Annotated in this window: 21 protein-coding genes; 6 read left to right on the top strand and 15 right to left on the bottom strand. The window is 62.0% G+C overall.

All coding sequences use genetic code 11. From position 1 onward, the window contains the following. Both Q0O05_RS06745 and Q0O05_RS06750 read right to left on the bottom strand, forming a co-directional pair. Nucleotides 1-1,897, bottom strand: a 1,897-nt coding sequence (locus Q0O05_RS06745; RefSeq protein ID WP_293661470.1) for a chemotaxis protein CheA, incomplete at its 3' end; no start/stop codon positions are given. A gap of 260 nt (nucleotides 1,898-2,157) precedes the next feature. Next, nucleotides 2,158-2,913 carry a sulfurtransferase gene (locus tag Q0O05_RS06750; protein ID WP_293661472.1) on the bottom strand — a complete coding sequence of 252 codons (756 nt, stop codon included), beginning with the start codon at nucleotides 2,911-2,913 and terminating at the stop codon, nucleotides 2,158-2,160. A gap of 53 nt (nucleotides 2,914-2,966) precedes the next feature. Between Q0O05_RS06750 and dnaE the strand changes: the two genes are divergently transcribed. Then, nucleotides 2,967-6,545: a DNA polymerase III subunit alpha gene (dnaE, locus tag Q0O05_RS06755; protein ID WP_293661474.1), complete on the top strand. Its 3,579-nt coding sequence runs from the start codon at nucleotides 2,967-2,969 to the stop codon at nucleotides 6,543-6,545. Nucleotides 6,546-6,592: 47 nt separating this feature from the next. Here dnaE and tolA read toward each other — a convergent pair whose 3' ends face one another. From tolA to pip, 13 genes are all read right to left on the bottom strand, one after another. Continuing rightward, on the bottom strand, nucleotides 6,593-7,618 hold the full coding sequence (gene tolA / locus Q0O05_RS06760) for a cell envelope integrity protein TolA (protein ID WP_293661476.1): 1,026 nt from the start codon (nucleotides 7,616-7,618) through the stop codon (nucleotides 6,593-6,595). Between the two features lie 17 nt (nucleotides 7,619-7,635). After that, the gene (locus tag Q0O05_RS06765; protein WP_293661478.1) at nucleotides 7,636-8,085 is read right to left on the bottom strand and encodes a biopolymer transporter ExbD; all 450 of its coding nucleotides are present in this window, start codon (nucleotides 8,083-8,085) and stop codon (nucleotides 7,636-7,638) included. A 19-nt stretch (nucleotides 8,086-8,104) separates the two neighbouring features. Continuing rightward, the gene (gene tolQ, locus Q0O05_RS06770) at nucleotides 8,105-8,800 is read right to left on the bottom strand and encodes a protein TolQ (RefSeq protein ID WP_293661480.1); all 696 of its coding nucleotides are present in this window, start codon (nucleotides 8,798-8,800) and stop codon (nucleotides 8,105-8,107) included. A gap of 20 nt (nucleotides 8,801-8,820) precedes the next feature. Further along, nucleotides 8,821-10,002: a pyridoxal phosphate-dependent aminotransferase gene (locus Q0O05_RS06775; protein ID WP_293661482.1), complete on the bottom strand. Its 1,182-nt coding sequence runs from the start codon at nucleotides 10,000-10,002 to the stop codon at nucleotides 8,821-8,823. A gap of 17 nt (nucleotides 10,003-10,019) precedes the next feature. After that, complete coding sequence (gene nusB, locus Q0O05_RS06780) at nucleotides 10,020-10,556, bottom strand: transcription antitermination factor NusB (protein ID WP_293661483.1); 537 nt, start codon at nucleotides 10,554-10,556, stop codon at nucleotides 10,020-10,022. Next, nucleotides 10,553-11,023, bottom strand: a complete 471-nt coding sequence (gene ribH / locus Q0O05_RS06785) for a 6,7-dimethyl-8-ribityllumazine synthase (protein ID WP_293661485.1) — start codon at nucleotides 11,021-11,023, stop codon at nucleotides 10,553-10,555. Before ribH ends, nusB begins: the two co-directional genes overlap by 4 nt. Before the next feature lie 26 nt (nucleotides 11,024-11,049). Further along, nucleotides 11,050-12,165: a bifunctional 3,4-dihydroxy-2-butanone-4-phosphate synthase/GTP cyclohydrolase II gene (gene ribBA, locus Q0O05_RS06790; RefSeq protein WP_293661487.1), complete on the bottom strand. Its 1,116-nt coding sequence runs from the start codon at nucleotides 12,163-12,165 to the stop codon at nucleotides 11,050-11,052. Between the two features lie 131 nt (nucleotides 12,166-12,296). After that, the gene (locus Q0O05_RS06795; RefSeq protein WP_293661489.1) at nucleotides 12,297-12,716 is read right to left on the bottom strand and encodes an RNA-binding S4 domain-containing protein; all 420 of its coding nucleotides are present in this window, start codon (nucleotides 12,714-12,716) and stop codon (nucleotides 12,297-12,299) included. An 85-nt stretch (nucleotides 12,717-12,801) separates the two neighbouring features. Further along, nucleotides 12,802-13,416 carry a LysE family translocator gene (locus Q0O05_RS06800; protein ID WP_293661491.1) on the bottom strand — a complete coding sequence of 205 codons (615 nt, stop codon included), beginning with the start codon at nucleotides 13,414-13,416 and terminating at the stop codon, nucleotides 12,802-12,804. A gap of 13 nt (nucleotides 13,417-13,429) precedes the next feature. Continuing rightward, nucleotides 13,430-13,642 carry a SlyX family protein gene (locus Q0O05_RS06805; RefSeq protein ID WP_293661503.1) on the bottom strand — a complete coding sequence of 71 codons (213 nt, stop codon included), beginning with the start codon at nucleotides 13,640-13,642 and terminating at the stop codon, nucleotides 13,430-13,432. Nucleotides 13,643-13,693: 51 nt separating this feature from the next. Continuing rightward, a complete protein-coding gene (locus tag Q0O05_RS06810) occupies nucleotides 13,694-14,338 on the bottom strand; it encodes a response regulator transcription factor (protein ID WP_293661492.1) in 645 nt (214 codons plus the stop codon). Further along, nucleotides 14,331-15,689: a sensor histidine kinase gene (locus Q0O05_RS06815; protein WP_293661493.1), complete on the bottom strand. Its 1,359-nt coding sequence runs from the start codon at nucleotides 15,687-15,689 to the stop codon at nucleotides 14,331-14,333. The genes Q0O05_RS06810 and Q0O05_RS06815 overlap by 8 nt, the downstream gene beginning before the upstream one ends. Further along, a complete protein-coding gene (gene pip / locus Q0O05_RS06820; RefSeq protein ID WP_293661495.1) occupies nucleotides 15,686-16,711 on the bottom strand; it encodes a prolyl aminopeptidase in 1,026 nt (341 codons plus the stop codon). The genes Q0O05_RS06815 and pip overlap by 4 nt, the downstream gene beginning before the upstream one ends. 212 nt (nucleotides 16,712-16,923) lie before the next feature. On the opposite strand from pip, the gene pqqA reads away from it, so the two are divergent. The 5 genes from pqqA to pqqE form a co-directional block, all read left to right on the top strand. Then, nucleotides 16,924-16,998, top strand: coding sequence for a pyrroloquinoline quinone precursor peptide PqqA (pqqA, locus tag Q0O05_RS06825; RefSeq protein ID WP_293661505.1), 75 nt, complete (start codon nucleotides 16,924-16,926; stop codon nucleotides 16,996-16,998). 73 nt (nucleotides 16,999-17,071) lie between these two features. Continuing rightward, nucleotides 17,072-17,989, top strand: coding sequence for a pyrroloquinoline quinone biosynthesis protein PqqB (pqqB, locus tag Q0O05_RS06830; protein WP_293661497.1), 918 nt, complete (start codon nucleotides 17,072-17,074; stop codon nucleotides 17,987-17,989). Then, the gene (gene pqqC / locus Q0O05_RS06835; RefSeq protein ID WP_293661499.1) at nucleotides 17,986-18,723 is read left to right on the top strand and encodes a pyrroloquinoline-quinone synthase PqqC; all 738 of its coding nucleotides are present in this window, start codon (nucleotides 17,986-17,988) and stop codon (nucleotides 18,721-18,723) included. The genes pqqB and pqqC overlap by 4 nt, the downstream gene beginning before the upstream one ends. After that, nucleotides 18,720-19,016, top strand: coding sequence for a pyrroloquinoline quinone biosynthesis peptide chaperone PqqD (pqqD, locus tag Q0O05_RS06840; protein WP_293661501.1), 297 nt, complete (start codon nucleotides 18,720-18,722; stop codon nucleotides 19,014-19,016). The genes pqqC and pqqD overlap by 4 nt, the downstream gene beginning before the upstream one ends. A gap of 29 nt (nucleotides 19,017-19,045) precedes the next feature. Beyond that, on the top strand, nucleotides 19,046-20,011 hold a 966-nt coding region (pqqE, locus tag Q0O05_RS06845; protein ID WP_293661507.1), incomplete at its 3' end, for a pyrroloquinoline quinone biosynthesis protein PqqE.

Consider the following 20,011-nt stretch of genomic DNA (forward strand, 5'->3'; position numbering starts at 1 on the left):
AGAGCGTTGGAATGATGTAGCGCTCGTCGCCCACGCCGACCATGAGGCCGTCGATGATGGCCAGGGTGAGAGGCAGGGTGAAGGTGAAGGTGCTGCCCTTGCCGAGGGTGGACTGCACATCAACCCGGCCGCGCAGGCTGTCGATATTGCCGCGCACCACGTCCATGCCCACGCCGCGGCCCGAGAGGTCGGTCACCTTTTCGGCGGTGGAGAAGCCTGGCAGGAAAATCAGGGCGTTGATTTCTTCTTTGCTCAGCGATGCATCAGGCCGCACCAGGCCGCGCTCAATGGCCTTGGCCAGAATGCGCTCGCCGTCCAGGCCCTTGCCGTCGTCCTGGATGGAAATAACGATGCCGCCGCCCTGGTGGTAGGCAGATAGCTTGATGGTGCCCATGGCCGGCTTGCCCTTGGCAACGCGCTCATCGGGCATCTCGATGCCGTGGTCCACCGCGTTGCGGATCATGTGGATGAGCGGGTCGCCCACTTTTTCGACGATGTTGCGGTCGAGTTCGGTGTCTTCGCCGTGCAGCTCCAGCTGAATCTGTTTGCCCAGCTGGCCGCTCACGTCGCGCACCAGGCGGCTCATCTTCTGGAAGATGCCGCGAATCGGCACCATGCGCAAGGACATGGCGTTGCGTTGCAGCTCCGAGGTCACGCGGCTGAGCTGGCGCAGGCAGCGCAGCAGTTGCAGGCTGTTGAGGCTTTGGACATCGGGGTTTTGCACGACCATGGACTGCGCGATCACCAGCTCACCGACCAGGTTGACCAGGTTGTCGAGCTTTTCGGTATCCAGTTTTACAAAGCTGCTGGTCGGCGCGCCACCGCCACCCGCGGGCGCTGCCGCAGCCGCTTGGCGCATGGCGGGTGCTGCGCCGGATGTCGGACCGGACGCCACGTCGCTAGCGGCGGGAGCCGGTTTGCCCAGAAGCGCCGCCCGGGCACGGTCGACGATATCTTGAATTGGCGACGCAATCGGGCTACCGGCGCCTTCGCCGGCAAGCTGATTGGTGATTTCGGCACAGAACACCTTGAGCGCGTCGGATCCAATCAGCACGCAGTCAATGATTTCCTGGTTGATCTCGAGCTTGCCGGCGCGCACCGCCTCCAGCAGGGTCTCCAGCTCATGCGCCAGACTGACCAGCACCGGCAAATGCACCAGACCCGCGCCACCCTTGAAGGTGTGGAACGCGCGGAAGATCGAGTCGATGGTGCTCTTGTCTTGCGGATGGCTCTCCAGCGTCAGGGCCCCTTGCTCCAGGTCTTGCAGCAGTTCGACCGATTCGATGACGAACTCGCGCAGCATTTCTTCGTCCCGGGCGAGGTCGAGGGTGAAACTGGTGGGAATGGCGTGTTGTTCTTGGTGTGCAGCAGCCGCCGGCGCGGCGGGCTTAGCAGCGGGGGGCGCTGCGGGCTTGGCCGCAGGGACTGACGCCTTGGGGGCGGCCTCCAGCGGGAGAGCAGGGATATGGGGCGCAGCTGGCGCAGCGGCGGGGACAGCAGCGGAGGCCGCAGCAACCGGTGCTGCAGGAGCTTCGGCGCCGTCTGCCCAATGTTCCGGCATAGGCGTCAGGTCTTGCTCTTGCTCCAGCGCCAGCATGAAATCGCTGACCCAGGCGTGCCATTCGCCGAGACGCGCAATCGATTGCTCGTCGAAAGTCACAGGGCCATCCAGCACCTCTTCCATCCAGCCGCGCAAGACGGCAATGCCTTCTTCGAGGCCGGGCGGGGCGCTTTCCAGATCCAGGTCTTCCAGATCCATGACCAGACCGTTGAGGGCGAGTACGCCGTTGTCGGTACCGGGTTCGACGAAGGCCAGCTCTTCAGCCAGTTGGCTGATCAGTGCTTGGGCCGCTTCATAGTGGCTTCGTCCCCAGGAATCGACGGAATGAACTTCCATAGCGGTGCGGCCAATCCGGTGATTTGATAAATAGTGAAAATACCCAAAGCATTATTGATTTTGGGAAATATGGGTGTCAAGCGGTTTCATTGTGAATTCCCACACAAACCGATTTGCGGTGGCCCGGTAACCTTGTATCGAGCGATTGTGGCGCCAATTTGCTATTGATTCAATAGCTGTTGGCGCAATAGACACGAGGGTCAAGTGCCAATATGAGCACTTATTTGCGGGCTCAGGACAAGCGCCCAGGGTTGCCGCCCTCAGGCTTCGTCGCTGTGCTGGAGTCCGGTGGTTTGCAGGTCGGGGCCCAGGGCGCGGCGTTCGTCGAACACAAAACAGCCGCCATGGTAGTGGCTTCCGTCGGTTTCTTCGAAGTATTTGAGGATTCCGCCTTCGAGCTGGTAGACGTGCTCCAGCCCCTCTTCGCGCATCAGGATGGCGGCTTTTTCGCAGCGGATGCCGCCGGTGCAGAAGCTGACCACGGTTTTGTCCTTGAGCTCGTCCAGATGCGCGCGCATGGCGTCAGGGAACTCAGTGAACTTGGTGATGCGCCAGTCGATCGCGCCGGAGAAGCTGCCTTCGTCGACCTCAAAGTCGTTGCGGGTGTCTAGCGTCACCACAGGGCGGCCCGTGTCGTCGTGGCCCTGGTCCAGCCAGCGCTTGACGGTGGCCGGCGGCACCGCGGGCGCGCGCCCTTCGGACGGACGGATGGTGGGGTGGTTCATGCGGATGATTTCGCCCTTCACCTTGACCAGCATCTTTTTGAAGGGTTGGTGTTCTGACCAGCTCTCTTTGGGCGCCAGGTCCGCAAAACGCGGATCGCGCTGGAGCTGGGCCACAAAGTCGCGCACATCGGCGGCGGGACCGGCCAGGAACATATTGATGCCCTCTTCGGCCAGCAGGATGGTGCCCTTGAGCTGCAGGGCGTTGGCCCGTTCCAGGAGCTGCTCACGCAGGGCGGCGGCATCGTGAATCGGGACGAACTTGTAGCTGGAGATGTTGAGAACGTGAGGCACACGGCAATTTTAGAGGCCGGCTTGCCGCGGCGTGGCAAAACTACAATGACCCGATGTTTGTACACCTGCGCCTGCACACCGAGTTTTCTGTCGTTGATGGAACCACCCGCATCGACGATGCCATCCAAAAATCGGTCAAAGACGGGCAGGCGGCGCTGGCCATAACCGACCTGAACAACCTGTTTGGCGCCATCAAGTTTTACAAGGGCGCGCGGGGCAAGGGCGTCAAACCGCTGATTGGTGCCGAAATTGTTCTCGAGGGCCTGGGAAGTGACGCCACCGCGGTGAGCCGCATCATCCTGCTGGTGCAAAACACGCGGGGCTACCTGAATATGTCGGAGCTGATTGCCCGCGCCTTCACCCAGAACGTGGTGAAGAACCAGGCGGTCATCAAGCTGGCATGGCTCAAAGAGCTCAATGAGGGCTTGATCGCGCTCTCCGGCGCGCAGGCCGGGCCGGTGGGGCAGGCGCTGGTGCAGGGCGACACCGTCCGCGCCCACGACGCGGCGTTGCAGCTCGCCGGCGTATTTCCGCACCGCTTTTACCTCGAGCTGCAACGCGCCGGCCGTGCGGATGACGAGGCCCATGTGGTGGCAGCGGTCAAGCTGGCGGCGCGCATGAAGCTGCCGGTGGTGGCCACCCACCCGATTCAGTTTGCCGAGCCCGACGACTTTGAGGCCCACGAGGCCCGCGTCTGCATTGCCGACGGCGAAATTTTGAGCAACCCCAAGCGGGTGCGCCGTTTTACCCGCGAACAGTACTTCAAGAGCGCCGCGGAGATGGAGGCGCTGTTTGCCGACATTCCCTCGGCCATTGCCAACACCCTTGAGATCGCCAAGCGCTGCAGCCTGACCCTGGTGCTGGGCAAGCCGCAGCTGCCGGTGTTTCCCACACCGGAGGTCAACGGCCAGCGCATGTCGCCGGAAGACTATTTCCGCTATGCGTCGTTCGAGGGGCTGAAGGACCGCATGGCACACCTTTACCCCGACCCGCAGCAGCGCGAGGCCGAGATGCCGCGCTATGTGGAGCGGCTGGAGTTTGAGCTGGGCACGATTTTGAAGATGGGCTTTCCGGGCTACTTCCTGATCGTGGGCGACTTCATCAACTGGGCCAAAAACAACGGCTGCCCGGTGGGGCCGGGGCGGGGTTCGGGCGCAGGCTCGCTGGTGGCTTATGCGCTCAAAATTACCGACCTGGACCCGCTGCGCTACAACCTGCTGTTTGAGCGGTTTTTGAACCCCGAGCGGGTGTCCATGCCCGACTTTGACATCGACTTTTGCCAGACCAACCGCAACCTGGTGATTGACTATGTGAAAGACAAATACGGCAAAGATGCGGTGAGCCAGATTGCCACCTTCGGCACCATGGCGGCCCGCGGTGTGGTGCGGGATGTGGGCCGGGTGCTGGATATGAGCTACACCTTTTGCGACGGCATCAGCAAGCTCATTCCCAACAAGCCGGGCACCAACGTCACCCTGCAACTCCCCCCTGCCGACGGCAAAAAGAACGACAAATATGTTTATGCCACCGAGGCCGAGCCGATTCTGGCCGAGCGCGAGGCGAAGGAAGAAGACGTCAAAACCCTGCTTGAGATGGCCCGCAAGCTCGAGGGCATGACCCGCAATATCGGCATGCACGCCGGCGGCGTGTTGATTGCGCCGGGCAAGCTGACCGACTTTTGCCCGCTCTACCAGCAGCCCGGCAGCGATTCGGCGGTCAGCCAGTACGACAAGGACGATGTGGAATCCATCGGGCTGGTGAAGTTCGACTTTTTGGGTCTGGCCACGCTCACCATTCTGGAGATTGCCGCCGAATTCATCCGCAAGCGGCACGCGGGGCAGGAGGGCTTTGCCTATGAAAACCTGCCGCTCGACGACGCCCGGGTTTACAAGTTGTTCAGCGAAGGCAAGACCGAGGCGGTGTTCCAGTTTGAAAGTCGCGGCATGCAGGGCATGTTGCGCGACGCCAAGCCCAGCCGTCTGGAAGACCTGATCGCGCTCAACGCCCTGTACCGCCCCGGCCCCATGGACCTTATCCCGAGCTTTGTGGCCCGCAAACATGGTCGCGAGCAGGTGGAGTACCCGCACCCGGCGGTGGCCGACATGCTCTCCGAGACCTACGGAATCATGGTCTACCAGGAGCAGGTGATGCAGACTGCGCAGATCCTGGGCGGCTATTCGCTGGGCGGAGCCGACCTGCTGCGCCGCGCGATGGGCAAGAAGAAGGCCGAAGAAATGGCCGAGCACCGCGAGAAGTTTCGCGCCGGTGCGCTCAAGACGCACAACATTGCGCAAGAGAAGTCGGATGAAATCTTCGACTTGATGGAGCGATTCGCGGGATACGGCTTTAACAAGTCACACGCCGCCGCGTACTCGCTCCTGGCTTATCACACTGCATGGATCAAGGTGCACTACACCGCCGAGTTTTTCTGCGCCAACCTGACGGTGGAAATGGACGACACCGATAAGCTCAAGGTCTTGTTTGAGGACGCCGAGAAAATGGGCCTGAGCTTTGAGCCGCCCAACATCAACCGCGGCGCCTACCGCTTTGAACCGATTTCGAACCGGGAAATCCGCTACGGCCTGGGCGCCATCAAGGGAACCGGCGAGCAGGCCATCGAGGCGATAGTTGCGGCCCGCGAGGGCAGGGGCCCGACCGCCGAGGCCGGCCCCTTCAGGAGCCTATTTGATTTTTCCCGGCGTGTGGATCGCACCCGCCTGAACAAGCGCTGCGTGGAGGCGCTCATCAAGGCCGGCGCGTTTGACACTTTGCACCTGAACCGCGCGGAGCTGGTGGCGTCCATGGACCGCGCGTTCGACTTCGCGGCCGCCGCTGCGGCCAATGCGAACCAGGTGGGACTTTTTGACATGGGCGGCGAAGACGACCACGGCTCCAGCACCCAGGAGCCAGAGTTGGTGCCCGCCATGCCATGGGGCGTGAAGGAGCGACTCACCCAGGAAAAAACCGCGGTGGGCTTCTATTTGTCGGGGCATTTGTTTGATGAGGTGGCCACCGAGGTGCGCCGCTTTGCAAGGCGCCCCATCGAAGAGCTGGCCGACACCCGCGAGCCGCAGGTGCTGGCCGGCATCGTGACCGACCTGCGCGTCATCAACGGGCAGCGCGGCAAGCTGGCGTTGTTCAAGCTGGATGACAAGTCCGCCATGATCGAAGCCCGCGCCGGCGAGGCTTTGCTCACGCTTTACAAAGACCTGCTCAAGGACGACGAGTTGATCATCGTGGAGGGCAAGGCCATGCCCGACCGTTTCTCGGGTGGGATGCAGTTCAACGTGCAGCAAATCTGGAGCCTGGAGCAGGCGCGTTGCCGCTTCGGCAAATACCTGCGGGTGGCGGTGCAGCTGGATGGTAGGGGGCGCACGCCCGACATTGCCGCGCTGGTGCGGGAATTTCCGGTGCAGCGCGAGGCGACCGAGCAAGGCGAGCTGGTGCGCGGCCTGCCCGTGCGTTTGCAGTTGCACTGCGAATTGCCGACAGATGGCGAGGACGGCGCGACACAGCAGGCCACGGCGGAGTTGCATCTGGGCGAGGCCGCGCGGTTTTACCCCTCCGATGCCGCACTGGCCGGCTGGCGTGTCCACGCCAGCGGCGGGGTGGCGAGCATTGCCTACGACTGACCCGGTGCCGGGGGCTGCTGGAGCCGCCGAGGCTGCACTTGGCGGTATTACTGTCCTACGAGGGTCTGCGGCGAAATCACGATAACCATGGGCGACCAGACCTTGCCCTCATCGAGCGGGAGTTTGCGGGTCTTTTCGATGGCGTTTTCAGCCGCATCGTCCCAGGCCTTGTTGCCGCTGCGCTTGATGATGCGCTTGCTCAGAATTTCGCCGTTGGACGCCAGGGTGACTTCGATTTCCGTTTTGGGGTTCCCGACAATCGTGTCGGTGAAGGTGATGTTGGGCTTGACCGCTGCCTGGATGCGGCCCTGGTAGCCCGCGCCCGGGCCCGTGCTTTTGGCGGCGGTGCCTGTGGAGTTGGGCGCACCATCGCCTGCGGCACCGGCCAGTCCGGTCAGGCGGTTGATTTGCTGTTGGCGCAATTCTTCGGCGCGTTTCTCTTGTTCCTTGGCCGCCTTCTGGGCTTTGTCTGCCTTATCTGCTTTTTGCTGGGCTAGTTTGGCTTTCGTTGCGGCGTCCGCCTTGGCGGCTTTTTCAGCTTTTTCTTTGGCGTCCAGCGCAGCTTTTTCTTTGGCGGCCTTGGCTTTGTCCTGTTGTTCTTTCAGGCGCGCCTGGGCAGCTTTTTCCTTCGCCGCCTTCTCTGCTTCTATTTTTTCTTTTTGGGCTTTTTCTTTTTCCAATTGGCGCTTTTCCAGGGTCTCCCGCTCTTTTTCTTTTTCTTTAGCCAGGGCAATGTCTGCCTTGCTGGGTGACTCGGGCGGGGCGGCCTTTTCAATCGGCGGGACGGGGGGCGGTGGTAGCACAGGCGCCGGCACGGGCGGCTTCACTTCGGGCAGCACCTCGGTTTCGGTTTCCACCGGTGTGGGTTCAGGCGCCGGTGGTGCTGCTTCTTGCGGCAGGGCTGACCACAGCTCAGCCTCTACCGAAGAGGGCGGCAATTCCCGCTTCCATGCTACGCCCACTGCCAACACCGCCACCAGCACCGCATGCGCGATCAGCGCCAGAACGACCGCGCGCAGCAGGCCCGGCGTGTTTGGCGGTGCGAATTCCTGGCGGATGTCGGAGACGGGCATGTCCGGCGGGCGGAGAGTCAATTGGCGATCTGCACCGACAGGCCGACGCGTTGAATACCGGCGCGCTGCAAGGTGTCCATCACTTTGACCACGCTTTCGTATTTCACGTTCTTATCCGCGCTGATGACGACGGCGGAGTTGGCGGCAGCGGCATTGCCACCTGCTGCACTGCCACCTGCGCCCTGCGCTTGCTGAACCAGTGCGGCCAGGTCCTTGAGCTGTACCGGGCTGGTCTTTTCCTTGATCTTCACTTCCAGTGCATCGTCCTTGGTGAGCACGACCTGAATGATCTGGTCAGGCTGGCGTCCCGCCTTGCCAACGCTGGGCAGGTCAATCATGCTGGGCGATATCAAGGGCGCAGTCACCATAAAGATGATGAGCAGCACCAGCATCACATCGATGAAAGGCACCATGTTGATTTCATTGATGGTGCGGCGGCCCCGACCACGACCTGCTACTGCTGGCATCTTGGCTCCTGGCGCTGAATTAGCGGGCCGCCGGCGCGGGTTGTGCGCTGACGTTGCGCTGAAGAATGTTGGAGAACTCTTCGATGAAGGTTTCCTGCTGGATGGCGATGCGGTCCAGATCGCGCGAAAAGCGGTTGTAGGCCACGACCGCCGGAATGGCGGCAAACAGGCCGATGGCGGTAGCGACCAGCGCTTCGGCAATGCCGGGCGCCACTGTGGCGAGCGTGACTTGCTGCAAAGAAGCCAGGCCGGTGAAGGCGTGCATGATGCCCCACACTGTGCCGAACAACCCCACATACGGCGACACCGAGCCCACCGATGCAAGGAACGAGAGGTTGGTCTCGACCTCGTCCATTTCGCGGTGGAAACTGGCGCGCATGGCGCGGCGGGCCCCGTCCATCAACGTGCCAACATCGCTGACACGCCGCTCGCGCAGTTTTTGAAATTCGCGCATGCCGCTGGCAAAAATCCGCTCCATCGGGCCGCAGGTCTGGGCGTTGCGGCTGGCGGAGTTGAACAGGTCGTTAAGGCTGGAGCCGGACCAGAAGTCGCGCTCGAAGGTCTCGTTTTGGCTTTTGACGCGCTTGATCGCAAACAACTTGCGGAAGATGGCGGCCCAGCTGGCAATCGACATGAGCATGAGCAGGCACATCACGGCTTGCACCACGATGCTGGCGTTCAGTACCAGATGAAGGATGGAGAGGTCTTGGTTCATGGGGCTTGGAGGCTCTGGGTTTACAGCATGGCGCGCAGGCGTTGCACTGCCGTGTGTAATTGTTCCATGGAACTGGCGGTCGAGAAGCGCACAAACCGTGCGGTGTGCGCAGTACCGAAGTCGCGCCCCGGGGTAATGGCCAGGTGCGCGCGGTTCATCACCTCAAAGGCAAATTCCCAACTGCTTTGCAGGCCCAGCTTGGCGCAGAGTTGGCTGCAATCGGCCCAGACGTAGAACGCGCCATCGGCCTCCACCGGGATCTCGAAGCCGAGCGATCGCAGGGCAGGTATGAAGTAGTCGCGCCGGACCTTGAACTCGGTTCGGCGGGCTTCGTAGATCGCCAGGCTGTCGGGCTCGAAGCAGGCCAGCGCCGCGTGCTGCGCGATGGTGCTGGGGCAGATGAAGAGGTTTTGCGCCAGCCGCTCCATCACCGGCACGAGTGCCGGCGGCACCACCATCCAGCCCAGCCGCCAGCCGGTCATGTTGAAGTATTTGCTGAAGCTGTTGATGCTGATGATTTGCTCATCGATGGCCAGCGCGCTGTGGCCAAAGGCATCGTCGTAACTGAGTGGCAGGTAAATTTCATCCACCAGTGTGACGCCGCCGTGCGACTTCACTAGGGCGTGAATGCGGCGCAGCTCGTCAGGGTGGATGGAGGTACCGGTGGGGTTGGAGGGTGAGGCCAGCAACACGCCCCGAGTGTGCGGGCCCCACGCCTGCGCGATTTGCGCAGCGGTGAGCTGAAAGCGCTGTTCAGGGCCGGTTTCGAGCAACACCGCGCGTCCTTCGGCGGCGCTCACAAAATGGCGGTTGCAGGGGTAGCTGGGGTCCGGCATCAGAACCTCGTCGCCCGGCTCAATCAGCGCCATGCAGGCCAGATGCAGCGCCGCAGAGGCTCCCGCCGTCACCACAATGCGCTCAGGCGCAATGCTCAAAGAAAACCGGCTGGCGTACCAGTCGCTGATACGCTCGCGCAGGGCCGCAAGGCCCGTGGCGGCGGTGTATTGGGTGATGCCATCGCGAATGGCGGCCTGTGCCGCCGCCTGCACCAAAGGAGGCGCTGTGAAGTCCGGCTCGCCGATATTGAGGAACACCATGGGCGCATTGGTGTGCGCCACCTGGCTGGCCAAGGCGGTGGCGGCCTTGGCGACTTCCATCACATAAAACGGCTCAATGTTCTGGGCGCGCGAGGAGATGTGCATGCCAGTTGGGCGCCCGATTAGGCAGCAGGCTTTTTGTTGCGCTCGGCGTCAATCTCGGTCGCCCGCAACTGCGGGGCAATGCCATTGAGCACGCCGTTGACGTACTTGTGCCCATCGGTGCCGCCGAACTCTTTGGCCAGCTCAATGCATTCGTTGAGCACCACGCGCCAAGGTACGTCCAGGCAATGCTTCATCTCGTAGGCACCAATCCACATGATGGCGTGCTCCACCGGTGAGATTTCGGACATAGGCCGGTCCAGCATCGGCGTAATCAGCGCGTCCAGCTCCTTCGCCTGGGCTACGCAGCCGTGCAGCAGGGCATCAAAGTGCACCGCATCAGCCTTGTTGAAGCCGGCCAGATCGCGGGTGAAGGGGTCAATCTCATCCACCGCATTGCGGCCGACCAGGCTTTGGTAGAGGCCTTGGAGCGCAAACTCGCGGGCCCGCGTGCGGTTGGATTTGCTGGCCGCCTTGCGTGCTCCGGTGGCTGTCAGACCGGTGCGGCTCTGGCGGGGCGGGCGCTGCGGGTGGAGGGAGCCGGGGGTGTCGCTCATCCAACGCTCTCCAGCAGGTTGGCCATTTCAACCGCAACCTGGGCGGCGTCACGGCCCTTGTCGGTCTGGCGGGCCACGGCCTGTGCGAGGTTTTCGGTGGTCAGGATGGCGTTGGCGACCGGCAACTGGTAGTCCAGCGCAATGCGCGTCACGCCCGCACCGGATTCGTTGGCAACTAATTCAAAGTGGTAGGTCTCTCCGCGGATGATGCAGCCCAGCGCTATCAGGGCGTCGTACTTGCCCTTCTCGGCCAATGCCTGCAAGGCTACAGGCACCTCGAGCGCGCCGGGCACGGTGACCAGGTCGATGTCTTTGTCTGCCACCCCCAGCGCCAGCAGTTCAGATTTGCAGGCTTCGGCCAGAGCGTTGGTGATGTCGGCATTGAAGCGGGCCTGCACGATGCCGATGTGAAGCCGCTTGCCGTTCATACGGTCTGCGGCGGTGGTGCCTTTGTCTGCGCCAAACATGGGGTGTTCCTTGTATCTGATCAGGATTATTTGCTGATGTAGCCGATGATTTCCATACCGAAGCCAGCCATGCTGGGCATACGGCGAGGGCTGCCCATGAGCTGCATTTTTTGCACGCCGCACTGGCGCAAAATCTGCGCCCCGATACCGTAGGTGCGCAGGTCCATGCGACCGCGCTCCGGAGCTTGGGAAGCACGCGCTGTGCCCTCAAACTGCTGCAAAAATTGTGCGCCGCTCTCGCCGCAATTGAGCAAGACAATCACTCCTTTGCCTTCCTTGGCAATGTGCGACAGGGCCGCGTCCAGGCTCCAGGAGTGCATGCTGCGGTTGACTTCAATCGCATCAAACACCGAGAGCGGCTCATGGACGCGGGCGGGTACGACTGTGGTCGCATCCCACTGTCCCATGACCAAGGCCAGATGCACGCCGTGGCCGGTGTTGTCCTTGAAGGCGTGCGCGGTGAATTCGCCGTACGCAGTGGCCAACGGCCGGGTGCCCACCTTCTCGATGAGGGATTCCACACGGCTGCGGTGCTCTATCAGGTCGGCAATGGTGCCTATCTTGAGCCCGTGCTCGGCAGCAAACAGTTGCAGGTCGGGCAGACGGGCCATGGTGCCGTCGTCCTTCATGATCTCGCAGATTACTGCTGCCGGGCTGCAGCCGGCCATGGCCGAAAGATCGCAACCGGCTTCGGTATGACCGGCACGCATTAGCACTCCGCCATCCACCGCCTGCAAGGGGAAGATGTGGCCGGGCTGCACCAGATCGGCAGCGACAGCATTTTTAGCGACCGCGGCCTGCACGGTTTTGGCGCGGTCGGCTGCGGAAATGCCGGTTGTCACGCCCTCGGCGGCTTCGATGGAGACGGTGAAAGCGGTGCTGTAGACGGTGCCGTTGCGCGCGGCCATGGGGGGCAGATTCAAATGCTCGCAGCGTTCACGGGTCAGGGTGAGACAAATCAGGCCGCGGCCATAGCGAGCCATGAAGTTGATGGCATCGGCAGACACATGGTCGGCTGCCATGACCAAATCGCCCTCGTTCTCGCGGTCTTCTTCGTCGACCAGAATCACCATGCGGCCGGCGCGCATATCGGCCACGATGTCTTCAACCGGGGAAATGGGGACGGGGGAGAGGGATGTCATGCAAAAAGGGCTTTCCAAATACTCGTTCTATCGCCGGGCCAAGCAGGCCAGCCCACGGCGGTGCATGGGGTGCTGCGGGCTGCAGCACTTCATTATCGCTGCATTCCCGCGCGCCCTGCGGCCCGGGAGGCTCAGTCGAGAGAGGCGCTCCAGCGGTCGTTCCAGCCGGTTTGCAGGGCGCGGCGGTCGCGCTTGGTGGGGCGGCCGCCGGCAATCGTGTGGGCCGGTTCGGGGCTGAGTCGCCGCTGCTCGGCAGCTGCCAGCCGCGCCTGAATGCTTTCGGGTGTTTCGGCATACATCTGCTGCGCCACGGACGCCGAACCGCGCTGTTCGCTCACCATCAGGATTTGAATGGTCCGCTTCATCTGGCCTTGCGAGATAGTCAGTGTGTCGCCCACCTTGACGTCTTTGGCCGGTTTGACGTCCCGCCCTTCCCACTGCACACGCCCTAGCTGAACCTCATCAGTGGCCAACGTCCGGGTTTTGAAAAAACGCGCAGCCCATAGCCATTTGTCAATCCGTGTGCTCAGCATGCAGTGAATGGGATCCATTGTCAGGTTGGTGGTTGTGCGTGCAGAACCCATCCTACACAAGCCCGGTGTAGCAAGGGCAACAAGGTTTACACCGCAGGGCGCATTAGCCGCGCGATGCCGCCATCAGCACCGCAAAGCCGACAAAAATCGCGCCGGTGATGCGGTTGAAGCCGCGCATGAACGCGGCGCGGCGCAGGGTGCGGGTGAGTTGCTTTCCGCTGGCGGCGTATACGAAGTACCACGCCACTTCCACTACCGCAAAGGTGGCCAGCAAAACGCCGAACTGCGGCAGCTGAGCGGCTGCGGGATCCAGAAACTGCGGAAAAAATGCTGCCGCAAACAAAATCGCCTTGGGGTTGCTGGCAGCCACCAGCACGCCCTGACGGTAGTGGCCGGTGTGGTGCTTGGTGCTGACTTCGTCGGGCTGCTCTTGCACCGGAGCGCGCCAGCACTGCACGCCGAGATAGGCCAGGTAGGCCGCACCGAGCAGGCGCAGGGCCTCAAACACCGCCGGAAACGCCTGCAGCAGGGCGCCCAGACCGGCGGCAGACAGCCCGAGCATCAGCATGAGCGATGTCATGCAGCCGGCCATATTGACGATGGCGGCACGCAGGCCTTCGCGGGCGCAGGTGCTCATGATGAGCAGCATGTTGGGGCCGGGCGTTCCGGATATGACGAAGGTCATCGTCACAAAAAGCCACCAGGTGTGAAGCGACATCCGGACGACGCCTTCAGTAATGCGGTGGCAGTTCGTCGCGCAGGTTGTGCGCGGTGCCCGGCTCGGGCGCTTGCTGTCGCAGGTAGCCCACCTCGCGGATCAGCATGTCCAAGTGCGCTTGCTGGCGGATGACGATGTGGTCGAGCTGCTCGAGTGCGTCTTCAAGAAAGCTGGCCTTGATTTCGAGTTCAGTGATGCGGGAGTCGTTGCGGTCTGGGGTGTCCATGGCGGTATTGGACACCATCCCGGCAGAGGCGTTTTGCATCTGTTCGCCCGCTTACTCGTTGACGTTAATCACGCCGTGTCGTACCGCCAGCAGCGTCATCTCGGCCTGGTTGTTGAGGCCGAGCTTTTGCTTGATGTTGTAGAGGTGTGTGCCCACGGTGGAGCTGGAGAGCTTGAGCGTCTCTGAAATTTGCGCCACCGATTGGCCGCGCGCCAATTGTTCAAATACTTCAAACTCCCGCGCCGAGAGCTTGGCCACCGGATTCTGGTCGCCGTGGATGGCCTGCATGGCAATGCGCTGGGCGATTTGACTGTCCATGTTCCGCTGACCCTTGGAGATGGAGCGGATGGCATCAATCAGCGCTTCAGGCGCACTTCGCTTGGAGAGGTAGCCCAGCGCGCCGGCCTGCACCGCGCGCATGGGGTGGCTGACGTCTTCATGGGCTGACAAGGCCAGGATGCGCATGGGGCTGTGCTTGGCAGTCAGCCGCTTGATGGCTTCGATGCCGCCGATGCCGGCCATAGCAATGTCCATTACCACGACATCGGGAACAGCAACATCACAGGCCTTGAGTGCTGCTTCTCCGCTGTCGGCCTCGGCGACGACCTCGATGTCTTCGCTGGCTTGCAGCAGCATCTTGAACCCCATGCGCACCACGGCATGGTCGTCTACCAACATGACTTTGATCTTATGCATGGTTGTTTTGTGTGGTCAGCGGCAGGCGAACACGGACCGCGATGCCGCTCGGCTCGCACTGCTCGAGTTGGAAGTGGCCATTGAGCACCTGCACACGTTCCCGCATGCCGGCCAGGCCGTAGTGCCCGGTGTTGTGAAAGGCGCTGATCTGGCCTGAGCCATTGTCGCGGACCTCCAGCTCCAAAGTGTCCGCGTGTATCGCCACTGCGACTTCAATGCGCGTGGCCCGGGCATGGCGCAGGGCGTTGGTCAGGGCCTCCTGAATGATGCGGTAAACGGCCGTTGCCATCGCATCCTGCGGGGAATCCAGCGCTTCGGGCAGCGTGGCCACGATGCTCAGCTCGGGGTGCCGCAGCTGACAGTCCGCCAGCAGGTCGCGCAGCGCGTCGTACAGGCCAAACTGGTCCAACACCAGGGGGCGCAGCTCGGCAATCATGCGGTGCATGCCGTCATAGATGTTGTCGGCGCATTGCATGACCAGCCGCGCGGACTCTTCAATTGACGCATCGTTTCCGGCAGCACGCCGTGCGATGGCGAGCCCCACACTCTTGATGGCCGTGACCTGCTGGCCCAACTCGTCGTGCAGTTCGCGTGAAATAGCGGCGCGTTCCAGCTCAATGCGTTCCTGGATGGCGTGGGTGAATTCGCGGTTCTGCGCTAGCGCCTGCTCGGCTTCGCGTGCCATGCGTTTGGCCTCCAGGCTGTCCTGCACGGACTGCGCCATGTGGTTAAACGATTCGCTGATTTGCCGGCCCTCGCGCCCGCGCAAGCCCGTGAGCCGTGTGCTGTAGTCACCCTCGGCCACGTGCCGCAGAGCCACAAAGAGCTTGTCGAGTGGCCGCAGCGCGCGCCCCATCAGGGTATAAATCAACACATTGCTGAGCACAAAGCCCGCCAGCACGATCCACAACGTGGGGCGCAGCTCGTCCCAGCCGTCCAGCACCGCCCGCGATGCGTCTGCCTTCAGGCGGATTTGGCCGATGGGTAGATTGATTTCCTTGGATTCCAGCGGCGGGGTGACCAGGGCGCTGTACCACTTGGGGGCCACCCGCCCGGCCTTGTAGGTGGGTGCCGGGGACTTGTAAATCAGCGTGCCTTCGCCGTCACGCAGCTCGATCTCATTGGCGCGGATGCGGCCCACCTGTTGCAGGAAGTCGGTCATACCCGCCAGTCCGCCATAGTCCTCAATCCACTGCATGCGCGATAGGAGCTGGCCCGCCACCGTGTTCGCACCCAGGATTTCGTCATGTACGCTGCGTCGGGTGTTCTCAATTTGGAGACCAATGAGTGCAGATGCAAACACCGCCAGCAGGGTGGTGATGATCAAGTTGACCTGTAGCCTTAAGCTCATAGTGGACGCTCCACGGAGTTGGCAGCCCCCCAGTGCGCGAAGTTTCCGTGGTTCGCAAAGTGGGTAATGGTAGCCACCAGCGCGGCCGCGTTTCCCGGCTCAAATGGGTTGTGCCCGCAGCCCTCCACCCACTGCAGGCGGCTCGCGGGCAGCTGCTGATGTATGTGCCATGCGGCCTCTGGGCGGCATATCCAGTCCAGCCTGCCGTGCAAGAGTGCGGTGGGCAAATGTGCGGTATCCAGCCCGGACGCCAAGAGCCCGCGGCCGTGCCGGAAGCATTGGTGGCTGAGGTAGTGGCTCTGGATTTGATACTTGCGCAACAGCGACATGGCCTGCGGGTCGTTGGCGCTTAGCGCGCGGGGAGTGATGCTGGTGTGCGCGGACAGAGAATGTTCCCAGGCCTCCCATGCCAGCGCGGAGCCCAGAGCGATGGACTGTTCGGCATGGTTTACACCGGCGTGCAGCCGCTGCAACACCTCGTCCCATCGGGTGCATCCGACCTGGTCCGTCAAGTGCTGCCAAGCGTCGGGCAGCAGCGACCCCGCGCCGTCAAAAAACCATTGCAGGTCGGCAGGGCGGCCCAAAAAAGTGCCGCGCAACACGAGCCCCAGGCAGGCGCCCGGGTGCCGGCTCGCGTATGCCAACGCCAACCCAGCCCCCCAGGAGCCGCCGACCACCAGCCAGCGCGCAATACCCAAGTGGTCGCGTAGTGTTTCCATGTCTTGGAGCAGCGCATCGGTATGGTTGTAGCGCAATTCACCGAGGGGACTGCTGCGACCGCACCCGCGCTGGTCAAACAATACCGCGCGGCATAAGGTGGGGTCGAAGAATTGACGGTGCCTGGGCGAGCAGCCGCTGCCGGGCCCGCCATGCAGATAGACCATAGGCACGCCACCAGGGTTGCCACACTGCTCGAAATACAGGCTGTGCCCGTCTCCCACATCCAATCGCGTGCTGGCATAGGGCTCCGCGGGCGCGTGCAGCTGGCTGGGAGGTGGGGCGGATGGCTCGGCGGATGGCATGGGGGCCGATGCTAGTCCGATTCTTATGTTCGCCTGAACTTCCCCACGACGGGCGGAAAGCGGGGCCATCGTTTTCATGAAAATCATGAGCGCGTTTTCCATGATTTCGCGATGCCAATTTGTCCGGCGGTGCGCAGAATCTGTTGCGTGGCCTCAGATTGGCTGGCGCCACATTAGCCGCGGAGTGCGGAAAACATACTAGGAGAATCGATATGAAATGGGAAAAACCAGCAGCTAGCGACATGCGTTTCGGCTTTGAAATCACAATGTACATCGCCAACCGTTAATTCGGATGAGCCCGCCGGAACCGCTCCGGTGGGCTTTTTTGCGAAGCCCGTCGCACATTTTGGAAAGCCCGCTTTGAAAGTTCGTGTTCTTGGTTCCGCCGCAGGCGGAGGCTTCCCACAGTGGAATTGCAATTGTCCTAACTGCTCTGCCGTCCGCAAAGGCAGTCCGCACCTCCAGGCCCGCACCCAGTCATCTATTGCCGCCACTGCGGATGCGACCAACTGGGTTCTGTTCAACGCTTCACCCGACATCCTCGAGCAGCTCAAGTCGTTTCCCACCCTGCAGCCGGCGCGCGCCTTGCGGGACACTGCCATTCGCGCCGTCTTCCTGATGGACGCCCAGATCGACCACACCACCGGCCTCTACATGCTGCGCGAACACCGCCAGAAGCTTGAGCTGTGGTGCCACTCGTTGGTGCGGGAAGACCTCAGCACCGGCAACCCGCTCCTTAAGGTGCTGGAGCATTACTGCGGCGTGAATTGGCATGAGGTGCCGTTGAGTAGCGCCGGCTTTGGCATGCCCGAGGTGCCCGGCCTGCATTTCGAGGCGATTCCCCTCACCAGCAACGCGCCGCCGTATTCCCCGCACCGCAACCAGCCGCAACCCGGTGACAACGTGGGCGTGACGCTCGTGGATGCTGCCACCGGCAAACGGCTTTTTTACGCGCCCGGGCTGGGCCAGATGGAAGCCCCCGTTTGGGCCGCCATGCAGGCCGCCGATTGCGTACTGGTGGATGGCACCTTATGGACCAATGACGAAATGATCACATTGGGTGCCTCACGCAAGACCTCGCGCGACATGGGCCACATGCCCCAAAGCGGTCCCGACGGCATGATGGAGTGGCTGGACAAGCTGCCCGCACGCACACGCAAGATCCTGATTCACATCAACAACACCAACCCGATACTCGACGAGGCCAGCCCGCAACGCGCTGAGCTGCACAGCCATGGCATTGAGGTTGCGTACGACGGAATGGACATCGAACTATGAGCGACATCCTCGCCCCCTGGAGCAAAGAAGAGTTCGAAGCCGAGCTGCGCGGGCGCAGCAGCAGTTACCACATCAACCACCCGTTTCACCAGATGATGGCGGCCGGCACGCTTACCCCTGCGCAGTTGCGGGGCTGGGTGGCCAACCGTTTTTATTACCAGATATCCATTCCGCTCAAGGACGCGGCCATCCTCTCGAACTGCGACAACCGCGAAATTCGCCGGGAATGGATACTGCGCATCCTAGACCACGATGGCGTAAATATCGGCGGGGTGCAGGATGAAGGCGGCATCGAGGCGTGGATCCACCTGGGCGGGGCCGTAGGACTGAGTCGCGACGACGTGACCTCGCTGCGCCATGTGGTGCCGGCAGCCCGGTTTGCGGTGGACGCGTATGTAAACTTTGCCCGCCGCCAGCCCTGGCAGGAGGCGGTCGCCTCCAGCCTGACCGAGTTGTTTGCGCCGCATATTCACCAGCAACGAATTGATACCTGGCCCACCCAATACCCTTGGGTGGATGCCACTGGCCTGCGCTATTTCAAGCAGCGCCTCACCCAGGCACGGCGCGATGTGGAGCATGGTCTGCATTTCACGCTGGACTACTTCAGCCAAACCCGGGCCTTGCAGCAGCGCGCGCTCGATATCTTGCAGTTCAAGCTCGATGTGCTGTGGGCGCTTGCCGATGCCATCATGCTCAGTCAGTGCGAGATAGAGATCAAAGGGCCCAAAGCATGAGCGCCGCGACGCCCGATACGGCCCCCGCCTTGGACCTTCAGGTCTGCCCTCGCGTGGCCAAGATGTTCAAGCTGCAGTGGGAAGAGGTGCAGCAGTGCTGGGTTCTGCTTTACCCCGAGGGGATGGTCAAACTCAACGGCAGTGCCGGAGAAATCATGTCGCGCATCGATGGCAACACCAGTGTGCAGGGGCTGATTAGCGCCCTGGAGCAGCAGTTTGAGACTACCGGTCTGCGGGACGATGTGCTGGACTTTTTGGCAATTGCCAAGAGGCAGGGGTGGGTGAACCTATGAGTGTGCCCACAACTCCTTCGCCGCCGCTTCTGGGGCCTGGTCTTCAACCGGGACCACAAGCAGGGTCCGCATCGAGTCCTCAAGCCGGTCCACCCCTGTGGTTGCTGGCTGAGGTGACTTACAAGTGCCCGCTGCACTGTGTTTTTTGCTACAACCCGGTGGACTTTGCGAAAACCGAGAACGAGTTGTCGACGGAGGACTGGCTGCGCGTATTGCGCGAGGCGCGGGCCGCGGGCAGTGTGCAATGCGGCTTCTCCGGCGGCGAGCCACTGGTGCGCGATGACCTGGAAATTTTGGTGGCCGAGGCGCACAAGCTGGGCTTCTACACCAACCTGTTGACCTCGGGCGTGGGCCTCACCGAAGCACGCGCGGCCGCTCTGAAGGAAGCAGGGCTGGACCATGTGCAGCTCTCGTTTCAGGATTCCACCAAAGAGCTCAACGACTTTTTGTCGCACACCAAGACCTTCGATCTCAAGCAGCGCACCGCCAATATCATCAAGTCGCACGACTGGCCCATGGTGCTGAACTGCGTTATCCACCGGCTCAATATCGACTACATCGAGCAGATTATTGACATGGCGGTGGACCTGGGTGCCGAGTACCTCGAGCTCGCCAACAGCCAGTACTACTCCTGGGCCGAGCTCAATCGCGATCACTTGCTGCCATCGCGCGAGCAGCTTGAGCGTGCCGAGAGGGTCACCAATGCCTGTCGCGAAAAATATGGCGACAAAATCCGCATCCTGTTCGTGGTGCCTGACTACTACGAAAACCGGCCCAAGAAATGCATGAACGGCTGGGGCAATGTGTTTCTGACTATCACCCCCGACGGCTCTGCGCTGCCGTGTCACACTGCCAAGATGATCAAGGGAGTCAGCTTTCCCAATGTGCGAGACATGTCGGTGCGTGATATCTGGTACGACTCCAAGGCATTCAACTTTTTCCGCGGTGACAGCTGGATGAAGGAACCCTGCCGTACCTGCCCCGACAAAGAAAAA

The organism is Rhodoferax sp. OV413 (assembly GCF_945881795.1).
In the GTDB taxonomy this organism is placed as follows: Bacteria; Pseudomonadota; Gammaproteobacteria; order Burkholderiales; family Burkholderiaceae_C; genus Allorhodoferax.